Source organism: Bradyrhizobium hipponense, assembly GCF_008123965.1.
GTDB classification, from domain to species: domain Bacteria; phylum Pseudomonadota; class Alphaproteobacteria; order Rhizobiales; family Xanthobacteraceae; genus Bradyrhizobium; species Bradyrhizobium hipponense.
In genome coordinates, this window is the sequence record NZ_VSTH01000018.1 from 19,476 (window position 1) to 31,930 (window position 12,455).

A 12,455-nucleotide genomic window follows, 5' to 3' on the forward strand; every position below is an offset into this window, starting at 1 on the left:
AACTGGCCTACAAAAAGGAATGACAGTGTGTTCAGACATTCCGTTGGTTCGACTTTTTCTGCCATCATAAGTGCCGCATTTTATAGTTCGCTGTTGATCGCAGCGACGCCATCCCCCGCACATGCGGCCGAGATCAACCTGCTCGGCCCGGCTTCCTTTCGGATCCTGTTTCCCAAATTGCTAACAGAATTCGAGAAATCGTCGGGCAACAATGTCACGGCCGGCTACGCGCCACTCGGCGTGATCACCGAGCGCGTTATCAAGGGTGAACCCGTCGACGTGGCAATCGTCTCTGGCAAACAGAACGAAGAATTGCAGAAGCAAGGCAAGCTGCTTGCGGGGAGCCGCGTGGAGATCGCCCAGGTTGGCTTCACCGTTTTCATCAAGAAAGGCGCCGCCAAACCCGACCTTAGCTCGGCGGATGCACTCAAGCGCGCGCTCCTGGCGGCAGAATCGATCGCCGTTGGCGATCCCGCCCGGGGCGGCGGCGCCAGCCTTTACACGATCGGCTTGATGAAACGCCTGGGGATTTCGGAGGAGGTAAAGGCGAAAAGTCGGCTGGAACCGTCCGGCACCGAGATTGCAGAGGCGGTGGCGAAAGGCGAGGCAGAACTTGGCATCGGCGTAGCGAGCGATTTGAGCCTTGTCGCCGGTATCGAGTCTGTCGCGCTGCCGGCCGAGGTTCAGAACTATTCGTTGTATGTGGCAGGGATCATCGCGGACACCAAGCAAGTAGACGCCGCCAAGGAGCTTACCGCTTTCCTGACGTCGCCCGCGGTCAATCAGGCTTTGACGGACAATGGGTTCGAGCCGCGGTGAAAAGTTCTGGGACGAGGCGGATTGTGCCAAGGTTTTGCGCCGCCGTTAGGGGGATAGCAGACATCAAACGCGCCTCGATCCACAGTGCTCGACTTAAGTAGACGCCCTACTCGTTGTCGGACGGACACTCGAGGCAGGTGTCTCCGATAGACTCCAGCACCGTGGCCAGTTCCGCGACGGCTTCATCCCCCGACACTCCAGACGGCGGGTCCCGTCGTGCGATGTCGAACGAGCGCTGGCGGGCATGTGGGTCGGCGCGGTCCTGCATCCAGCCGTGCTCCTCGCATTCGCGGATTGCGCCGGCCTCCTGCAGCACGGAGATCGCCCAGCCGCGCAACGTCCGGATCGCGGGCCGTCTTTCCTTCGTCATCAGCATCGAGGTTCGCTCCTGCCGAGACGAATCCTTGCCGTCCGGCCTTCGTTCCGCCTGCTAACACATGGCAGGGATTCGGAATCGCAGGGACTGTGGCTTGTCCCCGTGTTCCGTCGCTCTGTGGGAAAGCTAGGTGGCGAGGCGGCGTCTTCCTTCTCGCCGGTAGTGACGATCTTGAGACGAGAACGGAAACGACGCATGCCGCGCTGGCGGTTCAGGCACAAGGCTGGCAGCCCTTCAGAAAGAACTTCAGCCCTGCCTCGATTTCCTGTTCGATGATCTCATCCGTAAGATCATTGAGGCCCAGCACAATCAGCAGCGGTAGCTCGCCGCGGACGAGACTCAGGAATTGTTTGGCGGCTTCCGTCGAGTCGCCAAATTCCAGGAGCTTTGCGGCCCTGGCCTCTTCGAGAAATTGAGAGAGCCGCCGAATCGTTGCCTCGGGACCGCTTTCATAGAACAGGCGGGCGAGTGCGGGAAATCGACCACTCTCATTGGCGATGATGCGGACGAAGGCGACGTCCTTTCGATCGATGAAGGAATGGAGATATTGTTTGGCGAACTCTCGCAGCGCCTGGGATAGTCCGGCCGACAATTTGGGCATTGGCAGATCGTGTTGCAGGCTCTCGCACTCGGCCACGATCAGCGAGGCGAACAAGGCTTCCTTGCTTGGGAAATACGCGTAGAGCGTGGCTTTCGACACGCCGGCGGCTTTCGCCACGGCCTCCATGCTGGTTGCCGAAAAGCCCTGATCAAGAAACAGCTGCCACGCCGCGCGGATGACAGTGTCCATCTTGCGACCCGCCGGCGCGCTCGGCTGCCCGGGAGCGGGATGGGCGGTCGTTTCGATCAATGATGGCACTCCGTCGGCTCGCGAATCGGTGTCGTTGTGTCAGCGCGCACAATGACGGCGCGCCATCGACGCCGTCTATGCCTGCAACAAAACTAAACAGTTTAGTACTATTGACAATTCTCGGCAGCTCCGTCAAGTACTGAACAGTTCAGTTTTGTACGGGACCGCATGTCGTTCACAAAATTAATCCAGCGAGGTGTGATGATACCTGTCGTTCAGGCTGCCCTCTCCTTGGGTGGCTGCGCGGTCGGCCCCGATTTCGAGTCGCCGGCCGCGCCGGCGGTGAGCGGGTACACCGCAGGCGGGCTGCCGGCCACGCAAGGCGCGGAGGGGCCCGGCGGAACGACGCAGCGGTTCGCGCATGGTGCCGATATTCCGGGAGTCTGGTGGCAGGTGTTTCGCTCGCGGCGGATCGAAGCCTTCGTCCGCGAAGCCATTGACAACCATCCGGACCTCGCCGCGGCGCAGGCGGCGCTGCGCCAGGCCCGCGAAGTTGCGGCCGCAGACACCAGCGCGCTGCTGCCGTCGATCACCGGAGATGCCAGCGTCACGCGCAACCAGGTATCACAGGCGCAGTACGGCCTCACTGGACCGGCATCGCTGTACACCATCTACAACACCTCGGTCCCGGTCTCGTTCACGCCGGATATCTTCGGCGGCAAGAGGCGGGGGATCGAGGCCGATCTTGCCAATGCCGATTATCAGCGCTTCCAGCTCGAGGCGACCTACCTGACATTGACGGCAAACGTCGTGACGGCCGCAATCAGCGATGCCTCCTACGCGGCGCAGATCCGCGTAACCCAGGAACAGATCGACGGTCAGCGGCAGCTGGTCGCGCTGCTGGAGCAGCAATTTGCGCTCGGCGCCGTCGCCGACAGCGATGTGCTGACCCAGAAGGCCCAGCTGGCGCAGACGCTTGCGACGCTGCCGCCGTTGCAGAAGTCGCGCGCGCAAAATCGCAACCAGCTGATGGCCTATCTCGGCCGGCTGCCGAGCCAGGACAGGGGCGAGGCGGTGCCGCTGGCAAATCTGCGCCTGCCGCGAGACCTGCCGGTCAGCGTGCCGTCCTTGCTGGTGCGGCAGCGCCCGGACATCCGGGCCGCTGAGAGCCAGGTGCGTCAGGCCAGCGCCAATGTCGGCGTCGCCACGGCCAACATGCTGCCGAACGTGACGCTGTCGGCCTCCGGTGGCAGCTCCGCGCTGGCGCTGTCGGGGCTCTATGGTCCGCAATCGGCGGTCTGGAGCGTGGCAGCGAGTGTCACCGGCCCGATCTTCGATGCCGGCTCTCTGTTCCACACCAAGGAGTCCAAGGTCGCGGCACTGGAGCAGACCAGCGCGGAATATCGCTCCACCGTGATCACCGCATTCCAGAACGTCGCCGACGCGCTCCGCGCAATCCAATCGGATGCCGATCTGCTGAAGGCCCAGGTCGAGGCGGAAAAGGCTTCCGCCGAAAGCCTGAAGATGTCCCAGGCCCAGTTCAAGGCCGGCTCCACCACCTTCATCTCGGTCATCAATGCCGAACAGACCCTGCTGACGGCGCGGATCAACCGCGTGAGGGCGCAGGCCTCGCGCTATGCCGACACCGTAGCGCTCTACCAGTCGCTCGGCGGCGGCTGGTGGAATCGTGTCGATGAAACTCCGGCAGCCGCGGCCAAGCCCGCAGGCATTGCCGCGATCTTCGTTCCCGCGGGTGCCCTGCCGGCGCAGCCAACCCCGCCAGCCAACTGATCCGAGAGTCCGAAGCCATGTTCAAGCGCATGATGATCATGCTGTGTATTGCTGGTGCGGTCTTTGCCGCGCTGGCCTGGTTCGTCAATTTCCGCGCCGGCATGATCAGGCAGGCTATGGCCGCGCTCGCCGATCCGCCGCAGACGGTATCGACGACCACCGCCCAGTTCAGCGACTGGCAATCCTCATTGACCGCCATTGGCACGTTTCGCGCCGTGAACGGCGCCGATCTCTCGCTGCAACAGCCCGGCATCGTGGACGCGATTCATTTCGACTCCGGCAAGGACGTCGCCGCCGGCGACGCACTGCTCGATCTGCACAAGGAAGACGATGTCGCCAAGCTGCAATCCTTGCAAGCCACGGCAGACGGTTTCGGCATCACCCTACGGCGCGACCAGGGCCAACTGAAGATCAATGCCGTCAGCCAGGCGACGGTCGATAGTGATGTCGTCAACGAGCGCAACGCGCTCGCCCTCGTCGCGCAGCAGCGAGCGCTGGTGAACCAAAAAACACTGCGGGCGCCGTTTTCAGGACGACTTGGTGTGCGTCAGGTCGACGTCGGCCAATACCTGACCGCCGGCACCGCCATCGTTACGCTGCAGGCTCTCGACCGTCTGTTCGTCGACTTCACGCTGCCACAGCAGGCTATCGACCAGGTCAAGGTCGGCCAGGAGGTTGTGGCGCGCGTCGATGCTTTCCCGGACCGCAGCTTCAAGGGCACCGTGCAGGCATTCAATTCCAAGGTCGACCAAAGCAGTCGCAATGTCCAGGTCCGTGCGCTGTTCGAAAATGCGGACCGCAGGCTCCTGCCCGGCATGTTCGCGCGGATCGACGTGCGGGTCGGGCGTCCGACGAGCTACCTCACGCTGCCGCAGACCGCGATCGTCTACAATACCTACGGAGAATCCGTCTACCTCGTGGTCAAAAGCGACGCGCCGGGCAGGCAGGGATTGCTGGCCCGCCAGACCTTCATCAAGACCGGCGCCACCCGCGGCGATCAGGTGGCGGTGGTCTCGGGCCTCGATCAGAACGCAACCGTCGTCACGGCGGGCCAGATCAAGCTGCGGAACGGCACCCTGTTGAAGGTCGATAATTCCGTCACCCTGCCGAACGATCCAAATCCGTCACCCGTCGATCAGTGAGATAGAAAACGTGTCCTTTACCGACATCTTCATTCGTCGGCCGGTGCTTGCGATCGTCGTCAGCCTGATGATCCTGGTGCTGGGTCTGAAGTCGATGACGTCGCTGCCGATCCTGCAATATCCGCGCACACAGAACGCGATCGTCACGGTGACGACGACGTACTACGGCGCGGATTCTGCGATCGTCGCCGGCTTCATCACCACGCCGCTGGAAAGCGCCATCGCTCAGGCCAATGGCATCGACTACATGACGTCGACCAGCCAGTCCGGCACCTCGACCATCATGATCAACCTCAGGCTGAACTTCGATTCCGGCAAGGCGCTCACCGAGATCAACACCAAGGTCAATTCGGTCCTCAACCAGCTTCCCAGCGGCGTGCAGCAACCGGTCCTGACCGTCAAGGTCGGCCAGACCATCGACGCCATGTATCTCGGCTTCAGCAGCGACGTGCTGGCGCCGAACCAGATCACCGACTATCTGATCCGCGTGGTGCAGCCCAAGCTGCAGGCCGTAACGGGCGTGCAGACCGCGGAGTTGCTCGGCAACAAGACCTTCGCGCTGCGTGCCTGGCTCGATCCGATCAAGCTTGCGGCCTACGGGCTGACCGCCTCCGACGTATCGACCGCGCTGTCGGGCAACGACTACATTGCCGGGCTCGGCACCACCAAAGGCCAGATGGTGCAGGTCAACCTGACCGCCGCCACGAACCTGAAGTCTCTTCAGGAGTTTCGCGACCTCGTCGTCAAGCAGGCGGGCTCCTCGAACGTCAAATTGTCCGACGTGGCGAACGTCACTCTGGGCTCGGAGGATTACGACTCCTCGGTCGGCTTCAACGGAAAGCGCGCGGTCTACATCGGCATCCAGGTTGCGCCAAACGCCAACCTCCTCGACGTCATCAAAGGCGTCCGCGCCGTCTACCCCGACATCAAGGCGCAGCAGCCCGAGGGAATGAATTCCGAAATCATCTACGACTCCACCGACTTCGTGAACAGCTCGATCGACGAGGTGATCCATACCCTTGTCGAAGCGCTTCTGATCGTCACCGTGGTGGTCTTCCTGTTCCTCGGCTCGTGGCGGTCGGTGCTGATTCCCGTGATCGCGATTCCGCTGTCACTGATCGGCACCTTCACCCTGCTGCTGGCGCTCGGCTTCTCGATCAACCTGCTGACGCTGCTGGCGTTGGTGTTGGCAATCGGTCTCGTGGTCGACGACGCCATCATCGTCGTCGAGAACGTCAACCGGCATCTGGCCGAGGGCACCAGGCCGTTGCAGGCGGCGATCATGGCCGCGCGGGAACTGTCGGGCCCGATCCTGGCCATGACGGTCGTGCTGATCGCGGTCTATGTGCCGATCGGATTCCAGGGCGGCTTGACCGGCGCGCTCTTCACCGAGTTCGCTTTTACACTTGCCGGCGCAGTCGCCGTATCGGCCATCATCGCGTTGACGCTCACACCGATGTGCTGCGCGTTCATTCTCAAGCCGCCGAACACCGGCAATCCGACGCTGAACGATCGAATCGTCGGGTTCATCGACGCCCGCATGGAGTGGTTGCAACACCGCTACCGGCGGTTGCTCGAATCGAGCCTGACGACGATCCCCGTCACGGTCGTCTTCGCAGCCTTGATCTTGAGCAGCATCTACTGGCTCTACACGAATTCCAAGAATGAGCTGGCGCCGGAAGAAGATCAGGGCGCAATCCTGATGCAATCCACGCTCGCCCCGAACGCCACACTTCAGCAGAAGCTGTTGTATTCTGCCGAGGTATACCGGCGCATTTCAGCCCACGCTGAAACCGCGGCGGTGTTCCAGCTCGATCTCGTCGGCAGCTCGATCGCGGGCTGGGTGCTCAAGCCCTGGGACAAGCGCGACAAGACCGCAGCCGAGTTGCAGCCAGTGCTCCAACAGGAGATGGCGGGGGTGGCGGGAGCCAAGATTGTCGCGTTCCAGCTGCCGCCACTGCCCGGGGCGAGCGGGCTTCCAATCCAGTTCGTGATCCAGACCACCGACCCGTTCGATCGGCTCGATGGCATCGCGAAAGCATTCACCGCGGAGGCGTTGAAAAGCGGCAAGTTCATCTTCCTCGACAATGACCTGAAGGTGGACCAGCCGCAAACCTCGGTGCTGATCGACCGCGAAAAGACCGCGCAGCTCGGGCTGAAGCTCAGCGATGTCGGCGGTGCGCTCGGCGCCATGCTGGGCGGCGGGTATGTCAACTATTTCGGCCTGGACGGCCGCTCCTACAAGGTCATTCCCCAGGTCGAGCAGCGCGAGCGACTGAACGCCGATCAGGTGCTGAACTATTACATCAAGACCTCCGACGGCACGTCCGTTCCGCTGTCGACGGTGGCGTCGCTGAAAACAACCACGGTGCCGCAATCGTTGAATCATTTCCAGCAGGTCAATGCCGCCACTATCTCCGGCGTAGCCATGCCAGGTGTGATCACCGGCGAAGCGCTCGCGACGCTGAAGGAGATCGCGGACCGGACCCTGCCCAAGGGCTACACCATCGATTATGGCGGACAGTCGCGGCAGTTCATTCAGGAATCATCCGGTTTCGCCGTTACCTTCGGATTTGCCCTGATCATCATCTTCCTGGCGCTGTCGGCGCAGTTCGAAAGCTTCCGCGATCCGCTGATCATCCTGGTCTCGGTGCCGATGTCGATCGCGGGCGCCCTGATCTTCATCATGCTGGGCATCAAGGGCGCGAGCCTCAACATCTACACCGAGGTCGGCCTCGTCACACTGATGGGGCTGATCAGCAAGCACGGCATTCTCATCGTCGAATTCGCCAACGAGCTACAGCATGCCGGCCGCTCCAAGCGCGATGCGGTCATCGAAGCGACCGCGATCCGGCTGCGCCCGATCCTGATGACCACAGCGGCCATGGTGATCGGCGTGATGCCGCTGATTACCGGATCCGGTGCGGGCGCAGCCTCGCGCTTCAACATGGGACTGGTCATTGCCTCGGGACTGTCGATCGGAACACTATTCACGCTGTTCGTCGTGCCCGCGTTCTACATTCTGCTTGCGGCCGACCATGGCAAGGCTGCCGCTGATGAAGATGCCGTGGACCACGATGCGGCCCCGCTCGCGCCCAACGCAGTCGCGCGCGCGACTGAATGAGAGAACAGGAGCCGAAACACAGTTACGACTGCGCGGCCTACGAGCACAGCGATCGAAGGACCGGCATATCTCTCCGCAATTTTCCCGCTCCGACGATGCTCCAGTAGAACACGCCCGAAGGCCTTTACACTGGCAAGCTCAACGCAGAGCACCCGGGACGGTAAGTGACAAAACGAGGATGGCCACTGATTTGCACGATATCGAGCAGCGGTACCAGCACCATCTCCGCGCGCCGGCTCTTGGCGGCAAGCGCCGCATAGATGAAGGTTTAGACGATCGACCAGAGCTTCGCCATCAGCATCCGCATGACGAGCAGCACCATGGCGCCGATCGCCGATCATTGGAGCGCTACAACGTCCCACATGCTGGGTCGCAGCGCTTGTCCCAATCTCGCTGTCAATATGTACGGGAGCGTCACAAGCGACGTGCTTTAGAATTGCGGTCTAGGCGTCCCAAAGTTGCCTCAAGGTCCGTCTGGGGCTGGCACGAGAGTACTCAGGGCTTCATGCGGGTCAGGAGCCGATCTCGGAAGCCGTACTGGTGTACTAGTGCGGCAGCTGCATGCAATGCGGCGACCACCACTGTCGTATTGGCTGCAATTCCATGCCAAGCCTGGATGGCACGAAGAGTCGCCGGATTGTGCGTACCGAACTGCGGGACCGACCACGTCCCGAAGAGGGTAGCGCCCCTGTAAGATGCATCGAGTGTTCCCAATAGCAACACCAGGGCGAGGAGGAGGTAAAGGCTGCCGTGCGTGAGTTTGGCTATGAAATGTTGCAGTCCGCCCCTGACCGGCGGCAGACTGCGGCCGAATCGCATCCGCCAGAGAACTCTTGTGGGTAGCACAACGAGGAGGATAGCTCCGACCACAACATGCACGGACCACATCGCAGCACGATCTGCTCTTGGAAACCAATCGGCAGTCTGCCCAAGAACCCACAGCACCAAAACGAGGGCGACCGTGATCCAATGCAGCCAGATGGTGATCGGATCATAACGAGCGACGTCATCGAACAGATGTTCTTCTGTTGCCGTCATTGGCCTTCTTACCTCGCGATGCATCTTTGTTGGGTCGGCACTCCGCTGCGGCCGCGATCAGAACGTAGGCAGATTAGTGAAACCCATCGACTAAAATCGCTGTTCAAACACTAAATCTGAATTCATAGTCCGGTAGGTGAGAATGCCATTGGCAGAGTGTAGCGGCCTTCTATGCTTCGGCTCCTGAGCTCATCTCACCTGCTCAAGATGCGGCGCATCGCCCGTTCGATGCGGCAAGCAGGGGCGGCGCTTTGCAACAGCCGCCCCCCGCACGATGCCTTGCCTAGGTGTCGGGCGAGCGTTAGCGATGCCAAGGCCGCACATAAATGTTGCCTCCGGCGAACACGGGAGCCGCACCGCCGGCTCGCTCCAGGCCCATTCTGCCTGCAGGTGTCAAGGCCCCGCCATTCAGCACATCCCGGTTGGGATACATCGATGCGAAGGCCGCAGGCTCTTGATCCGCGAAGGACCATGCTGCATAGGCAGATGGAATTGTCGCCATCGAGATCAGGGCCGCAGCGGCCAGAATCTTGAAAACAGTCATACTCGTCTCCGTTGTCTCACTCGTGCGGAGAGTTCGCGGCTTGCGATGACGGCTGCTCTGTCAGTGGCGTTTCCTTGGAAGTTTCTACGTGATTGATGTAGGCATTCCTCGCAAGAACCCGGCGTTGTTGCGGATCACTCTTCCGAGAAGGTGAAATCAAGTGGGGGCTACCTACGCCATTTGTCGAATTATGATTGCCGTGCGCAGATGCGGGAATCTGCATTCATAGTCGTGATCCACTCACGCGGTCGTGCCCTGCCGCAGCGCATTTAGCGCCTAGATTCAAGAGCAGGTCACCTCATCACGTGGCGCACAAATCATGAGGCCGCTTTCCGTTCTTTGCGTCGCAGCTCGTCTTCTCTGGAGCCTCGGCATTTGTCTGCGCGGCATGGGATCGCACATCTCGACTGCGAGCGCGCTCGATACGAGCGCCGCTACGCCAGGAGCGATTTCCTTCACGGCGCTCTCGGTGATCATGCCATGAAAGGTCCGCTGCTCGGCAGGAACAGCGATCGATGAGAACGCGCGCCCTAAAAATGCTGCAGGGATCGATCGGTCGCCGGCTGTTGAAAGATGCGCACGCGCCGTTGAAGAGCGCACAGCAGTTGGAGGAAGTTCGATGCGTTACGGCGTAGCCTTGGGTGTGCTGGTGAGGCTGCTCACTTCTCCGATCGCGCGCAACATTGCGAAGGTCCAGCTGTCAGCGAACCTTTATCCGACGCGCCGGGCAATATGTCTTGTCGCGATCTGACGTAGTCATTCGCCCCACCATGATCAGGCGTAAGAGCACCGGCTGATAGATTCGACGGTCGCATGGTGAGGGCCCGGCCTGAAACGCGCCGAGCTTTCCCCGCCGGTAGCCACGTTCCGGTCGGAGGCACCGTCAGAAGAGCAAGCGCCGCAGCCGCGCGCAAAGCAGGAGCGCCTGCAGGCTCTGTGGATGATGCGACCTGCGACGTAGGCTTGCCAGCCTCACTACGAGAAGGGGAGTGGTCGTAAGCGGGGCTTGACGTAGAGGCGTGGCCGGTTTGGCGACTGCGCAGGCGCTGTTCCAGCGACCGCCGTGGACTGCCAGGATGTCCGTCGCGACAACATGTTACGCTTCCGAACAAAAATCGGCTGGATTGCCCTGAATTGCCGGCACCGACTGTTTGTGGTCTGGCACCGGGACGTCAAAGCCGTTTAAGGTGACCGAAACCAGGCAGTACAGGCCAACGAGGTAGATGAGTTCTGCGGCACCCTCCTCGCCGAAAACCCTCACGGCTCGCCGGTGAATGATCTCTGGAAGAACGCCACCAGAGACGAGGGCGGAAGCGACTTCATGTGCGACGGCTTCCTCATCCGTGAGATTTCCTGGGCATTGCCCGGCCGCGATTGCCGCGATCTTGTCTTCTGATAGCCCGGCCGCTTCCGCGATAGAGACATGGGCGTAAAGCTCGTACGCCGAACGAAAATGCGCGCCGGTGACAAGGATCGCCACTTCGCGCACCAAACCTGGCAGCGTCGGCGAGAAGGACAGAACTTTGACAAGCTCCCAAATTGGTCCGCCGAACTTGGAGAAACGCAGCCACGGATTCCACGGGCCAATCAATATGCCTTGACCATTGATGGCTTCAAATCCCTTGAATTTCGTTTCGATCCCGCTGCGCATGTCGCGATAGAGCGTTCTCTGTTCGGGATTGAACTCAGAGGTTGAGAGAAGGGCCAGGCGCATGCGAATTTCCTTTCTTCGTAGCAGCGGGATAGTGCGATCGCCATGACAGCGAGCACATTGTTCAATTTGGACGTGTAGCAAGCGTGCCGCTCTGTCGGAACGGCTAGGCAATCCCTTCGGTACGCAGTGAGAGCTTCAATTGTGCGGGACATCGTTACCATTTAGATCCGATGGGGACGTTCTGCTCGGTACGCGGATTTCGACGACGCCGTGGTTAAGGGCCTGATGGCACGAATTGCATGCGTCGGTCAGGCCGGCGTAGGTCTTGGCGAATGCCGTGCCATCCTTGGCTTGGATCGCACCGTTGAGTTCCCTAAATGGCTGTTCCGTGACGGAGGCAATCATCTGCGGAAGGGAGGTCTGCTGGTCGGTTGGATGGGATCGACCGAGCCGATCGAATGCGCCACGGAGCGCTCGAAGTTCGTAGGCCGCAAAATCCCAGTTTCCCTCCTGCTCGGCTCGCCAAAGTCGTTCGTGCCGCGGCTGGATCGTCTCGATCATCAGATCGCTGATGCTCGGCAGATATCGGATAGCAGCAGGCGAGGGCGCTTCAGGCCCGGCGGAGACGCTGCGCGAGCTCACAAGAGCGATCGCCAAGAAGGCGGCCACGGCAATTGCGACCATGGCAACCAAAATCGGGCGGCGCCGGATGTGTGCTGCTCCTGTCTCGATCATGAGCGCACCGGAAGTGTGGGCCAGGCGTCGTCAGGGAGGTTAATAACAACGGGCGTCGCGGTGCTGCGCACGACGACCCATCGAAACGGTTCCTGCTTCGAAGGATTGATCTCCATGTGCAGCAGGAAGGCGGGCACGTGAATGAAATCGCCGGCCCTCGCCTTCGCGACAGTTTCGCCTCTCTCGCCCCAGCGGATCTCGCAGATGCCCGAAAGCACGAAGGCAATCGTCTCTTGCTCTCCGTGATGATGAACACCGGTTTGTGATCCCGGCCCCACTTCAAACAGTCCACCCCAGATGGCCGAAGCGATATTGAGCTCCGGTGCGATCGCGGCGCGACGCTCGCATCCCGGCGTCTGCGCCGTTCCCTGATCGAATTGAGCGGGGCTGACGATGTTGATTGTCGCAGAAGTACTCATGGCGTCCCGAATTTATTTTGATG

The 12,455-nt window shown here is 61.1% G+C and carries 11 protein-coding genes; 4 read left to right on the forward strand and 7 right to left on the reverse strand.

The window, feature by feature from the left end; genetic code table 11:
* Positions 1-27: 27 nt before the first annotated feature.
* Complete coding sequence (gene modA / locus FXV83_RS05420) at positions 28-819, forward strand: molybdate ABC transporter substrate-binding protein (protein WP_187435675.1); 792 nt, start codon at positions 28-30, stop codon at positions 817-819.
* Positions 820-925: 106 nt separating this feature from the next.
* On the opposite strand, the gene FXV83_RS05425 is transcribed toward modA, so the two are convergent.
* Both FXV83_RS05425 and FXV83_RS05430 read right to left on the reverse strand, forming a co-directional pair.
* Positions 926-1,195: a hypothetical protein gene (locus FXV83_RS05425; RefSeq protein WP_148738178.1), complete on the reverse strand. Its 270-nt coding sequence runs from the start codon at positions 1,193-1,195 to the stop codon at positions 926-928.
* 211 nt (positions 1,196-1,406) lie between these two features.
* On the reverse strand, positions 1,407-2,054 hold the full coding sequence (locus tag FXV83_RS05430; protein WP_235939310.1) for a TetR/AcrR family transcriptional regulator: 648 nt from the start codon (positions 2,052-2,054) through the stop codon (positions 1,407-1,409).
* A gap of 192 nt (positions 2,055-2,246) precedes the next feature.
* Between FXV83_RS05430 and FXV83_RS05435 the strand changes: the two genes are divergently transcribed.
* From FXV83_RS05435 to FXV83_RS05445, 3 genes are read left to right on the forward strand one after another with little or no spacing between them, the layout of a single operon-like run.
* Positions 2,247-3,776, forward strand: a complete 1,530-nt coding sequence (locus FXV83_RS05435) for an efflux transporter outer membrane subunit (protein WP_235939311.1) — start codon at positions 2,247-2,249, stop codon at positions 3,774-3,776.
* A gap of 17 nt (positions 3,777-3,793) precedes the next feature.
* Positions 3,794-4,918 (forward strand): efflux RND transporter periplasmic adaptor subunit, encoded by a 1,125-nt coding sequence (locus FXV83_RS05440; protein ID WP_187435676.1) that lies wholly within the window; start codon positions 3,794-3,796, stop codon positions 4,916-4,918.
* Between the two features lie 10 nt (positions 4,919-4,928).
* On the forward strand, positions 4,929-8,042 hold the full coding sequence (locus tag FXV83_RS05445; RefSeq protein ID WP_187435677.1) for an efflux RND transporter permease subunit: 3,114 nt from the start codon (positions 4,929-4,931) through the stop codon (positions 8,040-8,042).
* A gap of 495 nt (positions 8,043-8,537) precedes the next feature.
* Here the strand turns inward: FXV83_RS05445 and FXV83_RS05450 are convergent, their stop codons facing one another.
* The 5 genes from FXV83_RS05450 to FXV83_RS05470 form a co-directional block, all read right to left on the reverse strand.
* On the reverse strand, positions 8,538-9,080 hold the full coding sequence (locus FXV83_RS05450) for a cytochrome b (RefSeq protein WP_148738183.1): 543 nt from the start codon (positions 9,078-9,080) through the stop codon (positions 8,538-8,540).
* A 301-nt stretch (positions 9,081-9,381) separates the two neighbouring features.
* Positions 9,382-9,624 carry a hypothetical protein gene (locus tag FXV83_RS05455; protein WP_148738184.1) on the reverse strand — a complete coding sequence of 81 codons (243 nt, stop codon included), beginning with the start codon at positions 9,622-9,624 and terminating at the stop codon, positions 9,382-9,384.
* 1,096 nt (positions 9,625-10,720) lie between these two features.
* Positions 10,721-11,338: a carboxymuconolactone decarboxylase family protein gene (locus FXV83_RS05460; protein ID WP_148738185.1), complete on the reverse strand. Its 618-nt coding sequence runs from the start codon at positions 11,336-11,338 to the stop codon at positions 10,721-10,723.
* Positions 11,339-11,473: 135 nt separating this feature from the next.
* On the reverse strand, positions 11,474-12,013 hold the full coding sequence (locus FXV83_RS05465) for a cytochrome family protein (RefSeq protein WP_235939312.1): 540 nt from the start codon (positions 12,011-12,013) through the stop codon (positions 11,474-11,476).
* Positions 12,010-12,432 (reverse strand): cupin domain-containing protein, encoded by a 423-nt coding sequence (locus FXV83_RS05470; protein WP_148738186.1) that lies wholly within the window; start codon positions 12,430-12,432, stop codon positions 12,010-12,012. The genes FXV83_RS05465 and FXV83_RS05470 overlap by 4 nt, the downstream gene beginning before the upstream one ends.
* Positions 12,433-12,455 lie beyond the last annotated feature (23 nt).

What these genes read in the sequence shown, in the direction of transcription:
- FXV83_RS05460 (WP_148738185.1), bottom strand. Translation starts at nt 11,338, where the DNA reads ATGCGCCTGGCCCTTCTCTCAACCTCTGAGTTCAATCCCGAACAGAGA.
- FXV83_RS05440 (WP_187435676.1), top strand. Translation starts at nt 3,794, where the DNA reads ATGTTCAAGCGCATGATGATCATGCTGTGTATTGCTGGTGCGGTCTTT.
- FXV83_RS05450 (WP_148738183.1), bottom strand. Translation starts at nt 9,080, where the DNA reads ATGACGGCAACAGAAGAACATCTGTTCGATGACGTCGCTCGTTATGAT.
- FXV83_RS05470 (WP_148738186.1), bottom strand. Translation starts at nt 12,432, where the DNA reads ATGAGTACTTCTGCGACAATCAACATCGTCAGCCCCGCTCAATTCGAT.
- FXV83_RS05465 (WP_235939312.1), bottom strand. Translation starts at nt 12,013, where the DNA reads ATGATCGAGACAGGAGCAGCACACATCCGGCGCCGCCCGATTTTGGTT.
- FXV83_RS05425 (WP_148738178.1), bottom strand. Translation starts at nt 1,195, where the DNA reads ATGCTGATGACGAAGGAAAGACGGCCCGCGATCCGGACGTTGCGCGGC.
- FXV83_RS05455 (WP_148738184.1), bottom strand. Translation starts at nt 9,624, where the DNA reads ATGACTGTTTTCAAGATTCTGGCCGCTGCGGCCCTGATCTCGATGGCG.
- FXV83_RS05435 (WP_235939311.1), top strand. Translation starts at nt 2,247, where the DNA reads ATGATACCTGTCGTTCAGGCTGCCCTCTCCTTGGGTGGCTGCGCGGTC.